Raw genomic sequence first — 15,476 nt, 5'->3', positions numbered from 1 at the left:
TGATATGCAACTGATCTGGCTGCGCACCGACTTGCGCCACGACGACAACACCGCCCTGAGCGCCGCTGCCAAACGCGGCCCCACCCTGGCCGTATACCTGATCAGCCCCGAGCAATGGCTGGCCCATGACGATGCGCCAAGCAAGGTAGACTTCTGGCTGCGCAATCTGCGCACGCTGAGCAACAGCCTGCAACAGCTCAATATTCCTTTGCTTATTCGTACTGCGCCCAGCTGGGACCAGGCGCCTGCGGTGCTCCTTGAGCTGTGCCAGCAGCACGGAGTTGAGGCGGTACACACCAACCAGGAATATGGCATCCATGAAACCCGCCGCGACCAGGCAGTTGCCCGGGCCCTTGAAGCCCAGGGCATCGAGTTTCACGGTTACCTCGACCAACTGTTGTTCCAGCCGGGCAGCATCCTCACGCAGTCGGGCTCGTACTTTCAGGTCTTCAGCCAGTTTCGCCGCATCTGCTACAACCGCCTGCACATGGCCTTGCCCAAGCTGGTTGCCAGGCCTGAAAAACAATCACCGCTGAATATCCAGAGCGACGTCATACCCAAGTCTGTCAGCGGTTTCGCCGTACCCAGCGATTCGCTGCGCGCATTGTGGCCAGCAGGCGAGGATCAGGCTCGCCAACGCCTGGCACAGTTTGCCGATGAGCAGATCCACTACTATCAGGACGAACGCGACCTGCCCGCCAAACCCGGTACCAGCCAGCTGTCGGCCTACCTCGCGGCAGGCGTGATCTCACCCCGCCAATGCCTGCACGCCGCATTGCAAAGCAACAACGGCGAGTTTGAAAGCGGCAGCCCGGGGGTATTTACCTGGATCACCGAGCTGCTGTGGCGCGAGTTCTACAAACATATCCTGGTGGGCTACCCACGGGTCTCACGTCACCGCGCCTTTCGTCCGGAAACCGAATACCTGCCCTGGCGCCACGCGCCGGATGAACTGGCCGCCTGGAAACAGGGCCGCACTGGCTTCCCGATTATCGACGCGGCCATCAGGCAACTGCTGGAAACCGGCTGGATGCACAACCGCCTGCGCATGGTAGTGGCTATGTTCCTGACCAAAAATCTGCTGATCGACTGGCGCGAGGGCGAGCGCTTTTTTATGCAGCATCTGATCGACGGTGATCTGGCCGCCAACAATGGCGGCTGGCAGTGGAGTTCATCCACGGGAACCGACTCGGTGCCGTATTTCCGTATTTTCAACCCGATCACCCAGTCCGAACGCTTCGACCCCGAGGGTAAATTTATCAAGCACTGGCTGCCCGAACTGGCCGAGCTGAACAAAAAACAGGTGCACAACCCCGCATCGGTGGGCGGGTTGTTTGGCGTGGCCAATTACCCGGCGCCCATCGTCAACTTGAGCCAAAGCCGCGACCGCGCCTTGAGCGCCTTCAAAAATCTGCCCTCCCGGCAAATGCTGGAAGCCAGCCATGGCTGATCGGCGGCGGATCTGGCTCACGGGCGCGAGCAGCGGCATTGGTGCGCAAATGGCCGAAGAGTTGCTCAGTAGCGGCGCCCGGCTGGCATTGACAGCCCGCACGCTGGCGCCTTTGAAAGCCTTGTCCGACCGTTACCCCGGACAGGTCTTGCTGGTGCCCGGCGACCTGACCGACAGCCTGCAGGTACGCGAAATTGGCAAGCGCATCATCCAGGCCTGGGGCGCGCTGGACACCGTAATCCTCAATGCAGGCACCTGTGAGTATGTTGATGCCCGCCACTTCGACGCCGCACTGGTCGAGCGCGTGGTGCGCACCAACCTGCTGGCCAACAGCTATTGCCTGGAAAGCGCACTGCCACTGCTGCGCGCAGGCTCGCGCCCGCATCTGGTGGGAGTGGTCAGCTCGGTCACCTTATGGCCATTGCCACGGGCCGGGGCCTACGGTGCGTCAAAAGCCGGCCTGCGCTACTTGCTCGAATCGTTGCGCATCGATCTGGCCCAGGAACAGATCGATGTCACTTTGGTCAGCCCCGGCTTTGTCGATACCCCGCTCACTGAACACAATGACTTCCCGATGCCCATGCGCTGGCCTGCACACAAGGCGGCACGGCATATTTGCCAGCGCCTGGAAAAACGCCCGCTGGAGATCGCCTTCCCGACGCTGTTCATTGCCTCCTTGCGGCTGCTGGCAAACCTGCCAAAGCGCCTGCAAGTGGCGTTAGGCAAGCGTCTGGCACGTACATCCGACGGTAAGCCATCATGAAAATAGCGATCATTGGCAGCGGGATTTCAGGGCTGACCTGCGGCTACCTGCTGCATAAAGAACATGATGTCAGCGTGTTCGAGGCCAGCGACTGGATCGGCGGGCACACCCATACCGTCAATGTGAGCGTCAAAGGCCAAACCTATGCCGTGGACACCGGCTTTATTGTGTTCAACGATTGGACTTACCCTAATTTCATCAAATTGATGGAGCAATTGGGTGTTGGCTCCAAAGCCACTGAAATGAGTTTTTCAGTCCACGACACCGACAGCAACCTCGAATACAACGGCAATACCCTCAACAGCCTGTTCGCCCAGCGCAGCAACCTGTTGTCGCCCAGGTTCTGGGGCATGTTGCGCGATATTTTGCGTTTCAATCGCGAGGCCATTCGCGACCTGGACGAACAACGTATTGCCAGCAACACCCGGTTGGGCGACTACTTGCGACTGCGGGGTTATGGCTCGCGCTTTATCGAACACTATATCGTGCCGATGGGGGCTGCGATCTGGTCGATGTCCCTGGTCGAGATGCAAGCCTTTCCATTGCAGTTCTTTGTGCGCTTTTTCAAGAATCACGGCCTGCTCAGCGTCAGCAATCGCCCGCAATGGCGTGTGATTGAAGGCGGTTCCAGTAGCTACCTAAAACCCTTGAGCGCAGGATTTGCCGACAGGATTCGCCGCAACTGCCCGGTTATCCAGGTTGAACGCAATGCCGAAAGCGTTCTGGTGCACAGCGTTGGCGGTACTGAATCTTTCGACAAGGTGATCTTTGCCTGTCACAGCGACCAGGCCCTGAAGCTGCTGGCGAAGCCCTCGGTTGCCGAACAACAGATTCTGGGAGCCATGCCATACGCCGACAACGAGGTCGTGCTGCACACCGATACCCGATTACTACCCGACCGAAAGCTGGCTTGGGCTAGCTGGAATTATCGCCTGGGCGGTGCAGGGCAAAAACGTGCAGCCGTAACCTACGATATGAACATCCTGCAAGGAATTCAGAGCGAGACCACTTTTTGCGTCAGTCTCAACCAAACCGCAGCAATTGACCCGCTCAAAGTGCTGGCCAGCTACACCTATGCCCACCCGCAATACAGCCTGGACGCCGTCGCCGCGCAAGCGCGCTGGCAAGAACTGCTGGGCGCACAGCACAGCTACTTTTGTGGCGCTTATTGGGCCAACGGCTTCCATGAAGACGGCGTGGTCAGCGCCTTGCGCGTGGCCCAGGCCTTTGGTCAGCAATTATGAACAGCGCCCTGTACAGCGGCTGGATCGGCCATCGGCGCTTTGCTCCAAAGCCCCATGCCTTTCGCTATCAGATCGGCCTGTTGTATCTGGATCTGGATGAGCAAGACGCTGTACTGGGGCTTTCACCACTGGCAGGCAAAAGTCGCTTTGCGCCCTTCTCGTTTCGTGAAACCGATTACCTGAAAACCTTCACCGCAACCGGCATGCGCCTGATTGATGCGGTACGCCAGCAAGTTTCCAGCGCTTTGGGTTATACGCCGCAAGGCCCGATATGCGTGCTCACACAAGCCCGCAGTTGGGGGCTGTCCTTCAACCCGGTGAGCTTCTTCTATTGTTACGAAGCTGACGGAAAACTGGCCGCCCTCCTGTGTGAAGTCACCAATACGCCTTGGCGCGAACGTTATCACTATGTGCTTCCCGCCAATGGAGACGGTTTTTCCCACGTTGCCGTGGCCAAAGCCTTCCACGTATCACCTTTTCTGCCACGGGATCTGGAATACCACATGAGCTTCAGCCCGCCCCAGGCCCGGCTCGGGGTGCATATGGCCGACTGGCAAGGTGATCTGAAACTGTTTGATGCCACCCTCAACCTGCAACGCACTCCCCTGGACCGCCCGGGCCTGCACCGCTATCTGCGGCAGTTCCCGTGGATGACCGCCAAAACCTGCCTGGCCATTTACTGGCAAGCGTTGCGCCTGTTTCTTAAACGCACACCGATTTTTTCCCACCAGGCCGCCGACGGCGCCTTTCGCATTGCCGCCCTGCAACCCAAGGATCAACGCCATGAAGAGCCCTAGCCTGGTGAGCAAAACCTCACTGTCGACTACCCATAACCTGACCAGCGCACTACTGCGACGCGGGGTGCTGCGCCAGCTCAGTCAATTGAAAAGCGGGCATCTGGTGGTCACCGAAAACGGTGAACGCCTGATCTTCGGTGACAGCGGCGCGGGCCTGGTCGGCGAGGTGCAGATTCACGATACAAGTGTCTGGGGCATGATCGCCAGCAACGGCTCGATTGGCGCCGGCGAAGCCTTTATTCATGGCTACTGGAGTTCACCTGACCTGACCAAAGTGATCCGCGTACTGGTCAGCAACCTGGACGTGCTTGATGCCATGGAAGGTGGCCTGGCCCGCCTGGGTCGCCCGCTGATTCGCGGCTTGCACTGGATCAATCGCAACACCCGCAAGGGCTCGCAAAAAAACATTGCTGCGCATTACGACCTGGGTAATGACATGTTCGAGCAATTCCTCGACCCGACCATGATGTATTCCGCCGCGCAGTTCTTAACGGCTGACGACACCCTGGAGCAAGCCCAGCTTAACAAGCTGCAGCGCATCTGCCAGAAGCTCGACCTCAAGCCCGCAGACCATTTGCTGGAAATCGGTACCGGCTGGGGCAGCATGGCGTTGTATGCGGCGCAACATTACGGCTGCAAGGTGACGACGACTACATTGTCCAAAGAGCAATTCGACTACACCCAAGCCCGCATCGAGGCGCTGGGCTTACAAGAGCAAGTAACGTTACTGCTGGAGGATTACCGCGACCTGACCGGGCAATACGACAAGCTGGTGTCGATCGAGATGATCGAAGCAGTCGGCCATCACTTCTTGCCCAGTTACTTCAAGCAATGCGCCCGCTTGCTCAAGCCCCACGGCCTGATGCTGCTGCAAGCCATCACCATTCGCGAGCAGCGTTACGAGCAGGCAAGAAGTAGCGTGGACTTTATCCAGCGCTACATCTTTCCCGGTGGTGCACTGCCCAGCGTGCAAAAAATGCTCGAAATTGTCGGCAAGGACACCGATATGAATCTGATGCATATGGAGGATTTTGGCCTGCACTACGCCAAAACCCTGCGCTTGTGGCATGAGAACTTTCGCCGCGCCCACGGTCGCCTTACGGAGCTGGGTTACGACGAATACTTTCTGCGCCTGTGGGAGTTTTACCTGTGCTACTGCGAGGGCGGCTTTCTCGAGCGCAGCATCGGCACCGCACAATTGTTGCTGGCCAAGCCGGCGGCCATGCCCGAACCATTGCTTGGTCGCTTCAATGCCTAAAAACCTGGTAAATGCCGGGCTGTTCCAGCTCGGCTGGTTTGCCTGTGTACTGGGCGGCAACAGCCTGTGGTTGCTGCTGGCCGCGGGCGCCCTGCTGGTGCATCTGCTGTTTATCAGCCGCTCATTGGCAGAAGTGCGCCTGGTAGTGGTCGTGTGCGTGCTCGGCAGTACGGTGGACAGCCTGTTGCTCAATGCCGATGTTTTCGCCTTCAAGCAGCCCGGCATAGTGATTCCGTTCTGGCTGATGTTGCTTTGGGCCCTGCTGGCCATCACCTTGAACCACTGCCTGGCGTGGACTGCCAAGCCCTGGTGGCGTGCTGTTTTGCTGGGAGCCATCGGTGGACCGCTGTCGTATTACGCCGGGCAACGTCTGGGCGCGGTGCAATTCCCGCTGGGCCTGTGGCCGACGCTGGCCGGGTTGAGCCTGTTGTGGGCTGGGTTGTTTGCGGTCCTTGTAGCGATTGCCGACAGGCTACGTCCGGTTGCGCAGCAAGCGTAAATCCTGAGAGCGAGTTTCATCTGGCAAACCGCAATGGCTGACTTTACGACGGCTGCGGCAGCTGCAAGGTCTGAAGGAAATTTTAACTGTGGGAGCGAGCCAGCTCGCGAAAGTCGTTCGCGAGCTGGCTCGCTCCCACAGGGAGGGTTGACCGGCAACAGAGTATCTACGGGGGGTTATACATCTGCGTTCATCAGCACATTCACACCTGATGCCAGCACTGCCTTACACTGCACGCCTATGACCAACATCCCCCTGACCGAAATTACCGAACCCGCAGTTACCTGTTCAACGTGCGCGGCATGCTGCTGCCAGCTGGAAGTGATGCTGATCACCGACACCGGTGTGCCCGAGCGTTTTATTGCAGAGGATGACTGGGGCGGCGAAGTGATGCTGCGCCTGGATGATGGTTGGTGTGCGGCTTTGGACCGCAACACCATGATGTGCACCATCTATGAGCTTCGACCACTGATTTGCCGCGAGTTCGAAATGGGCGAAGTCGAATGCCTCAATGAACGCCAGGGCATTGCCACGGCGTATCGCTAAATACCTGCCCCTACAGCGGCATGGTGTAGTGCAGCGCATAGCTTTCTACGCCGTCATTGGTGCTGGAGATCCCGGCATTGGAATAGTGGGTCGCACGAATCCCGACCTCATGACCACCGGCAAAGCGCAGGCCAAACCCCAAACGGTCTTCAAACTGGAAAGCTGTTCCCAGACGGTTGCCCTCCACTTCAGTGTGCGAGAACAACGCCACCCCGATCCCGGCTTCGAGATAGGGCTTTACGCTTCCACCGGCAAATTCGTACACCAGCACGGGCGAGAACGACAGGCTATTACTCGCGGATGACTTGTCACCTTCCCAGTAGGTATAAGCCCCATCCCAATAGCCGGTCAGACGCCCCACATCACTTTGTAGCCAGCTTTTGTCCCAATCAGATTTCAAGCCCAGACGGTAGGTCATGGTCGATTCGCTGGTGTGCCCCACCGCAAATTCAAGCCCGGCAGCCTGTGCAGTAAAACTTTGCCCCAGTGCAGCGGCTGCGAGCGCAGCCAAACAAAAAAGTCGCTTCATAAGAAAATCCTATTTTCATATGCCCATGTCAGTGGTTATGCGCTTCATCAGGCAGGTGTCATGAAGCATAAGTTCTGTTTTTTTACAGACCGAAGCTTCGCACAACGCCAGATTTATTCCACAACACAGGCAGGATATTTCCTAAGTGTTCAGGAGAAGCGCTGGTCCAGAACTGCGTTTCAGCAGGCGGGCCAGCTGCCAGCAAGCCGCGCTCAGCCAACAATCGCTTGAGCTGGCGCGCCACGGCGGCACCGGTGTCGATCAGGGTAATCGAACCAGGAAGCATCTGGCTTAGCAGAGGCTTGAGGAAGGGGTAATGCGTACAGCCAAGAATAATGGTGTCACAGCCCGCGGCCAGCAACGGTTCGACATAACCGCGCAACAAAGTTCGCAAGGTATCGCTGTGCAGGTCGCCGGTTTCGATCAGTTCCACCAGGCCCGGGCATGGCTGAGTGATAACCCGCACATCGCTGGCAAAACGATCGAGCAAGGCGGCAAATTTGGCGCTCTGCAATGTACCGGTCGTGGCGAGTACGCCTACCACACCACTGCGGGTGGCCGCTGCCGCCGGTTTGACCGCTGGCTCCATACCGACCATGGGCCAGGTCGGGTAGCGCTGACGCAAATCCGCCACCGCAGCCACCGTTGCAGTATTACAGGCCAGCACCAGCGCCTTGGCGCCTTGCTGCTGGAAAAATTCAGCCATTACCGCGCAGCGCTGACGAATGAATTCGGGGCTTTTTTCGCCATAGGGGATATGCCCGCAGTCCGCCACATAAAGCAGCGATTCGTTGGGCAATAGCGCGTGGATCTCCTTGAGTACCGACAAGCCACCGACGCCGGAGTCGAAAACGCCAATCGGCGCCTCACTCATGGCCAGTACCGCATACGCTGCAGGCCGGGTCGCGCTTGACCCGCAATTCGCGAAAACGCGTGCTCGAGGCATCGACCAGCAACAGCCGGCCCACCAGTGGCTCACCAAACCCGGCCAACACCTTGAGCGCTTCAAGGGCCTGCAAGCTGCCGATCACCCCCACCAGGGGACCAATGACGCCGGCTTCGCTGCAGGTCAGCTCCTCTTCGCTGCCATGCCCGTACAGGCAGTGATAGCAAGGACTGGCGCTCTGGCGCGAGTCAAACACCGACAGCTGCCCCTCAAGGCGAATCGCCGCGCCACTGACCAACGGCTTGCGCGCCGCAACACAGGCCTTGTTCACCGCTTCACGGGTGGCAAAGTTGTCGCAGCAGTCGAGCACCAGATCCACCGCGGCAACGGCCTCGGCCAGCGAATCGGCATCCAGCGCCGAGCGGTGGGCAACCAGCTTGAGATGCGGATTGATCAGGCGCAGTCGGCGCAACGCCGAGTCCACCTTGCTCTCGCCAACATTGGCAGTGTCATGAATGATCTGACGCTGCAGATTGGTCAGGTCAACGCTGTCAAAGTCAGCCAGATGCAGCTCGCCGACACCGGCGGCGGCCAGGTACAGCGCGACGGGCGAGCCCAGCCCACCCAGCCCGACAATCAGCACACGGCTGTTTTTCAGCTTCAGCTGGCCATCGATATCAACCTGTTGCAACAGGATCTGTCGGCTATAGCGCAACAGCTCCTCGTCGGTCAGCACGGCAGGCGGCCCAATGTAATGCGTTCGTGGCCGCCCAGGTCCGTGCGGCTTTCAACCTCGGCAAAACCTGCGTCCTGCAACAGTTGGCGCACAGCTGCAGCCTGATCGTAACCGTGCTCCAGCATCAACCAGCCACCTGCATTCAAGTGCTGCGCAGAAGCGGTAATGATCTGGCGGATATCGTCCAGGCCATCGGCACCGGCAACCAGAGCGCTTTCAGGTTCGAAACGCACATCGCCTTGCGCCAGGTGAACATCACCGGCAGCAATATAGGGCGGGTTGCTGATAATCAGGTCAAAACGCTGGTCGTCCAGCGCGCTGAACCAATGGCTGGTAAACACATTGACGTTGTCGAGCTGCAAACGCTGGCGATTGCGCTCGGCCAGAGCCACGGCCTCAAGCACGCGGTCAACTGCCGTAACGTGCCAGGCGGCACGTTCACTGGCCAAAGCCAGGGCGATTGCACCGCTGCCAGTGCCCAGGTCCAGCACTTTGGCCGGGGTTGCGGGCAGCAGGGCCAGCGCGGTTTCCACCAGCAGTTCGGTGTCCGGGCGCGGAATCAGCGTATGCGGCGCCACTTCCAGATCAAGGTTCCAGAAACCCTGCTGCCCCAGAATATAGGCCACCGGCTCACCGGCACGGCGGCGCAGCAAGTACTCGGCGAAGGTCAAGGCGGCTTCGCTGCTGACGATTTTTTCGGGCCATGTGTGCAGATAGCTGCGCGACTTGCCCAGGGCAGCAGCCAGCAGCAGCTCCGCATCAAGACGGGCCGTAGGTGAATCAGGCAGTTCAGCAGCACGCAACAAGCTGGCAATAATAGTCATTTATTCACCCAGGGCTGTCAGTTGATCAGCCTGAAACTCCGCCAATAAAGGCTCGATAACGGCATCAACGCCGCCAGCCAGTACGTCATCCAGGGAATACAGGGTCAGGTTGACACGGTGGTCAGTCACTCGCCCCTGCGCGAAATTGTAAGTGCGGATGCGCTCGGAACGATCCCCCGAGCCCACCAGCGACTTGCGCTCGCTGGCAATGGCATTGGCCGCGGCGCTGGTTTGCTGGTCATTCAATTTGGCCGAGAGCCAGGACATCGCCCGCGCCCGGTTTTTATGCTGGGAACGCTCTTCCTGACACTCCACCACAATGCCCGAGGGCAAGTGAGTAATGCGGATGGCCGAGTCGGTCTTGTTGACGTGCTGGCCACCGGCTCCGGAGGAACGGTAGGTATCCACACGCAAATCGGCCGGGTTGATCTCGATGGCTTCCTGCTCATCGGGCTCTGGCAGCACCGCCACGGTACAGGCCGAGGTATGGATACGACCCTGGGATTCGGTTGCAGGTACACGCTGCACGCGGTGTACACCGGACTCGAACTTCAGCTTGGCGTAAACATTCTCACCTTCGACACGGGCAATGACTTCTTTATAGCCACCATGCTCGCCGATGCTTTCGGACAGGATTTCAACCCGCCAGCCACGGCGCTCGGCGTAGCGCGAGTACATGCGAAACAGGTCACCGGCAAAAATCGCCGCTTCATCGCCACCGGTGCCGGCGCGAATTTCCAGAAACACGTTGCGCCCGTCATTCGGATCCTTGGGCAGCAGCATGCGTTGCAGGTCTTTTTCCAGTTCGATCAATCGCTCTTTGGCTTCACGAACTTCCTCGACCGCCATTTCGCGCATGTCCGGGTCGTTGTCCTTGAGCAACGCCTGGGCGCCTTCAAGGTCGGCCTGCACTTTGAGCCACTGCGCGTAAGCGGCAACAATGGGTTCAACTTCCGAGTATTCCTTGGAATAGGCGCGGAATTTGGTTTGATCGGAAATGACTTCGCCATCGCCAAGCAATGCGGTCAGTTCTTCAAAACGGTCCTGGAGGATGTCCAGTTTATTAAGCAGTGACGCTTTCATTACTATTTTTTATCCGCAGAGCTATGCGATGAGCCCTCACCGAGGGCAAAAAGTTCTTGGGCCATGGCCAGCGCATCGAGGCGGCCTTCGGCGGAAAGTTTTTTCAGTTGTACGCTGGGGGCATGAAGCAATTTGTTGGTCAGCCCGCGCGCCAGTTGTACCAGCACATCTTCCGGATTGCTGCCGTTGGCGAGCATGCGCTGGGCCTTTTGCAGCTCTTCGTCACGCAGGCGTTCGCTTTGCTGGCGGTAGGCCTTGAGCACATCCACAGCCGCCAGTTCACGCAGGCGCACCATAAAATCGTCAGCGCCGATGCTCACCAGCTCTTCTGCCGCCTGGGCCGCGCCCTGACGGCTCTTGAGGTTTTCGGCAACCACTTCGTGCAAGTCGTCGACGGTATAGAGGTACACGTCGTCCAGCTCACCGACTTCAGGCTCGATATCCCGGGGAACGGCAATATCGACCATAAAGATCGGTTTGTGCTTGCGCAGTTTCAGGGCGCTTTCGACCGCGCCCTTGCCCAAAATCGGCAATTGGCTGGCCGTGGAGCTGATCACGATGTCGCTGTGTACCAGCTCCTGGGGAATATCCGACAGCAGTACCGCGTGGGCGCCAAATTGCTCAGCCAGGGTACTGGCGCGTTCCAGGGTACGGTTGGCCACCACGATACGCTTTACTCCCAGGTCATGCAGGTGGCGGGCGACCAGGGTAATCGTCTCGCCCGCACCGATCAGCAAGGCCTGGCTGCGCTGCAGATCGCTGAAGATCTGCTTGGCCAGGCTCACCGCGGCAAAGGCCACCGAAACCGGGTTTTCACCGATGGCGGTGTCGGTGCGCACCTGTTTGGCCGAGTTGAACGTGGCCTGGAACAAGCGCCCCAACAACGGCCCGACCGTGCCCGCCTCACGCGCCACGGCATAGGCCGACTTCATCTGGCCGAGAATCTGCGGTTCGCCCAACACCAGCGAATCCAGGCCTGAAGCCACGCGCATCATGTGACGAACGGCTGCGTCGTCTTCATGGATATAGGCGCAGGCACGCAGTTCATCGAGGCTCAGGTCATGATAGTCCGCCAGCCATTGCAGCACACGGTCTGCCGAAAGGTGGTCCTGCTCTATATAGAGCTCGCTGCGATTGCAGGTGGAGAGGATCGCAGCTTCGCGACTGTCGGTTAGGCGGCAGAGCTGCTGCAAGGCCTCAACCAACTGCTCCGGAGTAAAAGCCACGCGCTCGCGGACGTCTACTGAAGCAGTCTTGTGGTTAATACCGAGTGCGAGGAAGGCCATTCAAGATCGCTGATGATGACAAGAAGCCGACAATTGTCCTACTTCGCCAGATTCAGAACAACCATTGCTGACTATTGTCTCTATAGTTAACGTCTGTTGAACACATCATCAGCCCCGGATATCGATAGTCGCACCTGTTATGGTTTGCACCATTGCATGTGTCATGATGCCCAGACCGCAGGTAAGTCGCCCATCTCTTATATGAATAGATCCTCCGCGTTGCTCCTCGCTCTCGTCCTTCTCAGTGGCTGCCAGGCTCTGGCCCCCACGTCCCCGGATGACTCATCCGCGGCAGAAGACGTTTCCTCCACCCCGGAAAAACCCACGGTCTACAGTTCGTTCAGCGAAGACACGCTGTACAGCCTGTTGAGCGCCGAGCTGGCCGGCCAGCGCAATCGTCTGGATATCGCCCTCGATAACTACGTGACGCAAGCGATCAACACGCAGGATCCGGGAGTTTCCGAACGCGCTTTCCGTATCGCCGAGTATCTGGGCGCCGACCAGGCCGCACTGGATACCTCGCTGATCTGGGTGAAAAACGCCCCGGACGATATCGAGGCGCAACGTGCTGCAGCCATTCAGCTGGCGCGCAACGGCCGTTATGACGAATCCCTGGTCTACATGGAAAAAGTCCTGCAGGCCAAGGGTGATACTCACTTCGATTTCCTGGCCCTGGCGGCCATAGAAACCGATGCGGATACCCGGGCAGGTCTGCAAAAAAGTTTTGACAGCCTGCTGGCCAAGCACCCGGACAACGGTCAGCTGATTTTCGGCAAGGCCTTGTTGATGCAACAGGACGGTGATGCCGAAGGCGCGCTGAAGCTACTGGAAAAGAACCCGCCGCAAAACGGCGAAGTCGCCCCGATTCTGTTGCGCGCCCGTTTGTTGCAAAGCCTCAACCGCGGTGATGAAGCGTTGCCCCTGCTGAAAAAAAGCGTCAGCCAGTACCCCGATGACAAGCGCCTGGGCCTGACCTATGCGCGCACCCTGGTCGAGCAGAACCGCATGGCCGAGGCAAAAGTGCAGTTTGCCAGCCTGGTGGAGCAATACCCCGAAGACGATGAGCTGCGATTCTCGCTGGCACTGGTTTGCCTGGAAGGCAAATCCTGGGACGAAGCCGAAGGCTATCTGCAAGAGCTGATCGAGCGCGACAGCCACATCGACTCGGCGCATCTGAACCTGGGCCGCATCGCCGAAGAACGCAATGATCCCGAGGGCGCACTGGTTGAGTACGCATTGGTAGGTCCCGGCAGCGAATACCTGCCCGCACAACTGCGCCAGGCGGACATCCTGATCAGCCATGGTCGCGGCGCCGAAGCCTCGAAAAAACTGGCCTCGGCCCGTGGTGCACAGCCCGACTACGCCATCCAGCTGTACTTGATAGAAGCCGAAACCCTGGCGGCGAACAACCAGACCGATCGCGCCTGGAGCACGTTGCAACAAGCACTCAAGCAATACCCGGACGATCTCAACCTGCTGTATTCACGCGCCATGCTGGCCGAAAAACGCAACGATCTTGATCAGATGGAGCGGGATTTACGCGCCATCATCAAGCGTGAACCTGACAACGCCATGGCATTGAACGCCCTGGGCTATACGCTTTCGGATCGAACCACTCGCTACACGGAAGCCAAGGCGCTGATCCAGCAAGCCTATGATCTGAACCCGGACGACCCTGCTGTGCTCGACAGCCTAGGCTGGGTAAATTATCGCCTTGGCAATCTGGATGAGGCCGAACGCTTGCTGCGCCAGGCGCTGGAGCGTTTTCCTGATCAGGAAGTAGCCGCTCATCTGGGCGAAGTGCTGTGGGCCAATGGCAAGCAGCGTGAAGCGAAAAAAATCTGGGGCACTTTTCTTAAAGAAAATCCTGACAGCCCTATTCTGCGCAAAACCATTTTGCGCCTGACCGGATCAGAGACTCTTTAACTCATGTTTTATCGTCACTTGCGCCATCTCGTGGTTTTCAGCCTGATTGCCGTGCTCGCCGGTTGCGCGGGCTTCGGCGCCCGCGAATCCGTAGAAGGCCACGGCAGCCCTGCCCTGTGGTCAGCCCACAAACAGCAATTGACCCGGCTCGACGGCTGGCAAATCAGCGGCAAAGTCGGCATTCGCGCCCCTAAAGAATCGGGCAGCGCCACGCTGTTCTGGCTGCAGCGCCAGGACTATTACGACATACGCCTTTCCGGTCCGCTGGGCCGCGGAGCCGCTCGCCTGACCGGGCGCCCGGGCAACGTGCTTCTGGAAGTGGCCAATCAGGGCCGCTATGAAGCACCGACCCCTGAAGCGCTTTTGGGCGAACAATTGGGCTGGAGCCTGCCAGTGTCACATCTGGTCTGGTGGGTACGCGGCTTGCCTGCGCCCGGCAGCAAAAGCCGGGTAACATTGAATGCTGACAGCCGCCTGGCCAACCTGGAACAGGACGGCTGGAAAATCGAATATTTGAGCTATGTCGAGCAAAACGGCTTCTGGCTGCCTGAGCGGGTCAAGCTGCACGGCCCGGATCTGGATGTCACGCTCGTGGTTAAAGATTGGCAACCTCGCTTGTTGGGTCAATAAGATGCAAGACCGTCTGAATCGAAACACTCTGGTTTTGCCCTCCCCGGCAAAGCTTAATCTGATGCTGCACATTCTCGGTCGTCGCGAAGATGGCTATCACGAACTGCAAACGCTGTTTCAGTTTCTCGACTACGGCGATGAAATGACCTTTGCCGTGCGTGACGACGGAGTCATTTGCCTGCACACCGAATTCCCCGGTGTTGCTCATGACGACAATTTGATCGTCAAGGCCGCAAAAAAGCTTCAGGCACAATCCGCTTGCCCTCTGGGGATTGATATCTGGATCAAAAAAGTATTGCCCATGGGCGGCGGCATCGGTGGCGGCAGTTCCAATGCCGCCACCACACTGCTCGCGCTCAACCATCTTTGGCAACTGGCCTGGGATGAAGACCGGCTGGCAGCGCTGGGCCTGACTCTTGGGGCCGACGTCCCGGTTTTCGTTCGTGGCCACGCCGCATTTGCTGAAGGTGTCGGCGAAATTCTTACGCCTGCCGAGCCAGAAGAACCCTGGTATCTGGTGCTTGTCCCGCAAGTATCTGTAAGTACTGCAGAAATATTTTCAGATCCGTTGTTGACACGTGACTCTTTGCCCATTAAAGTGCGCCCCGTTCCCAAGGGAAACAGCCGAAACGACTGCGAAGCAGTAGTGAAGGAGCGTTATCCAGAAGTACGTAACGCTTTGAATTTGTTAGGTAAATATACCGAAGCAAAATTAACTGGAACTGGAAGTTGTATATTTGGGGCCTTCCCAAACGAAGCAGATGCTGATAAAGTGCTGCACCTTCTTACAGAGACCCTTACAGGGTTTGTAGCAAAAGGAAGCAACGTTTCGATGTTGCATCGCAAGCTGCAAAATTTGTAAAAGGAAACGGGTACACGGTACTCGTAGCAACAGATACAGGGGCGTCGCCAAGCGGTAAGGCAGCAGGTTTTGATCCTGCCATGCGTTGGTTCGAATCCAGCCGCCCCTGCCATTTCTTATACTCATCCAGGTTACCCTCAGCCTTCAGGTACTGCGC

Annotated in this window: 16 protein-coding genes and 1 tRNA gene; 11 read left to right on the top strand and 6 right to left on the bottom strand. The window is 58.3% G+C overall.

The features are described 5' to 3' along the window. Positions 1-4 precede the first annotated feature (4 nt). From phrB to GHN92_RS00345, 7 genes are all read left to right on the top strand, one after another. Positions 5-1,450 (top strand): deoxyribodipyrimidine photo-lyase, encoded by a 1,446-nt coding sequence (gene phrB, locus GHN92_RS00375; protein WP_095018250.1) that lies wholly within the window; start codon positions 5-7, stop codon positions 1,448-1,450. Next, the gene (locus GHN92_RS00370; RefSeq protein ID WP_095018251.1) at positions 1,443-2,213 is read left to right on the top strand and encodes an SDR family oxidoreductase; all 771 of its coding nucleotides are present in this window, start codon (positions 1,443-1,445) and stop codon (positions 2,211-2,213) included. The genes phrB and GHN92_RS00370 overlap by 8 nt, the downstream gene beginning before the upstream one ends. Continuing rightward, the gene (locus GHN92_RS00365) at positions 2,210-3,457 is read left to right on the top strand and encodes an NAD(P)/FAD-dependent oxidoreductase (protein ID WP_095001108.1); all 1,248 of its coding nucleotides are present in this window, start codon (positions 2,210-2,212) and stop codon (positions 3,455-3,457) included. The genes GHN92_RS00370 and GHN92_RS00365 overlap by 4 nt, the downstream gene beginning before the upstream one ends. Further along, complete coding sequence (locus GHN92_RS00360; protein WP_095020519.1) at positions 3,454-4,254, top strand: DUF1365 domain-containing protein; 801 nt, start codon at positions 3,454-3,456, stop codon at positions 4,252-4,254. Before GHN92_RS00365 ends, GHN92_RS00360 begins: the two co-directional genes overlap by 4 nt. After that, positions 4,241-5,512 (top strand): cyclopropane-fatty-acyl-phospholipid synthase family protein, encoded by a 1,272-nt coding sequence (locus tag GHN92_RS00355; RefSeq protein ID WP_133144316.1) that lies wholly within the window; start codon positions 4,241-4,243, stop codon positions 5,510-5,512. Before GHN92_RS00360 ends, GHN92_RS00355 begins: the two co-directional genes overlap by 14 nt. Then, positions 5,505-6,011 carry a DUF2878 domain-containing protein gene (locus tag GHN92_RS00350; protein ID WP_133144317.1) on the top strand — a complete coding sequence of 169 codons (507 nt, stop codon included), beginning with the start codon at positions 5,505-5,507 and terminating at the stop codon, positions 6,009-6,011. Before GHN92_RS00355 ends, GHN92_RS00350 begins: the two co-directional genes overlap by 8 nt. A gap of 240 nt (positions 6,012-6,251) precedes the next feature. Continuing rightward, on the top strand, positions 6,252-6,557 hold the full coding sequence (locus tag GHN92_RS00345) for a YkgJ family cysteine cluster protein (protein ID WP_095001104.1): 306 nt from the start codon (positions 6,252-6,254) through the stop codon (positions 6,555-6,557). A 10-nt stretch (positions 6,558-6,567) separates the two neighbouring features. Here GHN92_RS00345 and GHN92_RS00340 read toward each other — a convergent pair whose 3' ends face one another. From GHN92_RS00340 to hemA, 6 genes are all read right to left on the bottom strand, one after another. Continuing rightward, complete coding sequence (locus GHN92_RS00340; RefSeq protein ID WP_095001103.1) at positions 6,568-7,086, bottom strand: acyloxyacyl hydrolase; 519 nt, start codon at positions 7,084-7,086, stop codon at positions 6,568-6,570. A gap of 82 nt (positions 7,087-7,168) precedes the next feature. Continuing rightward, positions 7,169-7,960: a glutamate racemase gene (murI, locus tag GHN92_RS00335; protein WP_095018255.1), complete on the bottom strand. Its 792-nt coding sequence runs from the start codon at positions 7,958-7,960 to the stop codon at positions 7,169-7,171. Beyond that, complete coding sequence (locus tag GHN92_RS00330) at positions 7,953-8,708, bottom strand: molybdopterin-synthase adenylyltransferase MoeB (RefSeq protein ID WP_133144318.1); 756 nt, start codon at positions 8,706-8,708, stop codon at positions 7,953-7,955. The genes murI and GHN92_RS00330 overlap by 8 nt, the downstream gene beginning before the upstream one ends. Further along, entirely contained in the window at positions 8,702-9,532 is an 831-nt protein-coding gene (gene prmC, locus GHN92_RS00325; protein WP_095003172.1) for a peptide chain release factor N(5)-glutamine methyltransferase, read from the bottom strand. Before prmC ends, GHN92_RS00330 begins: the two co-directional genes overlap by 7 nt. After that, on the bottom strand, positions 9,533-10,615 hold the full coding sequence (prfA, locus tag GHN92_RS00320; RefSeq protein WP_095003173.1) for a peptide chain release factor 1: 1,083 nt from the start codon (positions 10,613-10,615) through the stop codon (positions 9,533-9,535). A gap of 2 nt (positions 10,616-10,617) precedes the next feature. Next, entirely contained in the window at positions 10,618-11,901 is a 1,284-nt protein-coding gene (gene hemA / locus GHN92_RS00315; protein WP_095003174.1) for a glutamyl-tRNA reductase, read from the bottom strand. A gap of 201 nt (positions 11,902-12,102) precedes the next feature. Here hemA and GHN92_RS00310 point away from each other — a divergent pair, with 201 nt between their 5' ends. The 4 genes from GHN92_RS00310 to GHN92_RS00295 all read left to right on the top strand — a co-directional run bounded on the left by GHN92_RS00310 (position 12,103) and on the right by GHN92_RS00295 (position 15,431). Continuing rightward, entirely contained in the window at positions 12,103-13,827 is a 1,725-nt protein-coding gene (locus GHN92_RS00310; RefSeq protein ID WP_153379140.1) for a tetratricopeptide repeat protein, read from the top strand. Between the two features lie 3 nt (positions 13,828-13,830). Continuing rightward, on the top strand, positions 13,831-14,457 hold the full coding sequence (gene lolB / locus GHN92_RS00305; RefSeq protein WP_095023089.1) for a lipoprotein insertase outer membrane protein LolB: 627 nt from the start codon (positions 13,831-13,833) through the stop codon (positions 14,455-14,457). 1 nt (position 14,458) lies between these two features. Continuing rightward, positions 14,459-15,319, top strand: a complete 861-nt coding sequence (gene ispE, locus GHN92_RS00300; RefSeq protein WP_371926134.1) for a 4-(cytidine 5'-diphospho)-2-C-methyl-D-erythritol kinase — start codon at positions 14,459-14,461, stop codon at positions 15,317-15,319. Positions 15,320-15,356: 37 nt separating this feature from the next. Beyond that, positions 15,357-15,431, top strand: a tRNA-Gln gene (locus GHN92_RS00295). The last annotated feature ends 45 nt before the right edge of the window (positions 15,432-15,476 follow it).

It is taken from the genome of Pseudomonas sp. FSL R10-2964 (genome assembly GCF_009600035.1).
Lineage (GTDB): Bacteria > Pseudomonadota > Gammaproteobacteria > Pseudomonadales > Pseudomonadaceae > Aquipseudomonas > Aquipseudomonas bubulae.
The sequence above is the reverse complement of the archived record's forward strand: the minus strand, read 5'-3'. Positions and strand labels throughout refer to the sequence as shown.

What these genes read in the sequence shown, in the direction of transcription:
- phrB (WP_095018250.1), top strand. Translation starts at nt 5, where the DNA reads ATGCAACTGATCTGGCTGCGCACCGACTTGCGCCACGACGACAACACC.
- GHN92_RS00370 (WP_095018251.1), top strand. Translation starts at nt 1,443, where the DNA reads ATGGCTGATCGGCGGCGGATCTGGCTCACGGGCGCGAGCAGCGGCATT.
- GHN92_RS00365 (WP_095001108.1), top strand. Translation starts at nt 2,210, where the DNA reads ATGAAAATAGCGATCATTGGCAGCGGGATTTCAGGGCTGACCTGCGGC.
- GHN92_RS00360 (WP_095020519.1), top strand. Translation starts at nt 3,454, where the DNA reads ATGAACAGCGCCCTGTACAGCGGCTGGATCGGCCATCGGCGCTTTGCT.
- GHN92_RS00355 (WP_133144316.1), top strand. Translation starts at nt 4,241, where the DNA reads ATGAAGAGCCCTAGCCTGGTGAGCAAAACCTCACTGTCGACTACCCAT.
- GHN92_RS00350 (WP_133144317.1), top strand. Translation starts at nt 5,505, where the DNA reads ATGCCTAAAAACCTGGTAAATGCCGGGCTGTTCCAGCTCGGCTGGTTT.
- GHN92_RS00345 (WP_095001104.1), top strand. Translation starts at nt 6,252, where the DNA reads ATGACCAACATCCCCCTGACCGAAATTACCGAACCCGCAGTTACCTGT.
- GHN92_RS00340 (WP_095001103.1), bottom strand. Translation starts at nt 7,086, where the DNA reads ATGAAGCGACTTTTTTGTTTGGCTGCGCTCGCAGCCGCTGCACTGGGG.
- murI (WP_095018255.1), bottom strand. Translation starts at nt 7,960, where the DNA reads ATGAGTGAGGCGCCGATTGGCGTTTTCGACTCCGGCGTCGGTGGCTTG.
- prmC (WP_095003172.1), bottom strand. Translation starts at nt 9,532, where the DNA reads ATGACTATTATTGCCAGCTTGTTGCGTGCTGCTGAACTGCCTGATTCA.
- prfA (WP_095003173.1), bottom strand. Translation starts at nt 10,615, where the DNA reads ATGAAAGCGTCACTGCTTAATAAACTGGACATCCTCCAGGACCGTTTT.
- hemA (WP_095003174.1), bottom strand. Translation starts at nt 11,901, where the DNA reads ATGGCCTTCCTCGCACTCGGTATTAACCACAAGACTGCTTCAGTAGAC.
- GHN92_RS00310 (WP_153379140.1), top strand. Translation starts at nt 12,103, where the DNA reads ATGAATAGATCCTCCGCGTTGCTCCTCGCTCTCGTCCTTCTCAGTGGC.
- lolB (WP_095023089.1), top strand. Translation starts at nt 13,831, where the DNA reads ATGTTTTATCGTCACTTGCGCCATCTCGTGGTTTTCAGCCTGATTGCC.
- ispE (WP_371926134.1), top strand. Translation starts at nt 14,459, where the DNA reads ATGCAAGACCGTCTGAATCGAAACACTCTGGTTTTGCCCTCCCCGGCA.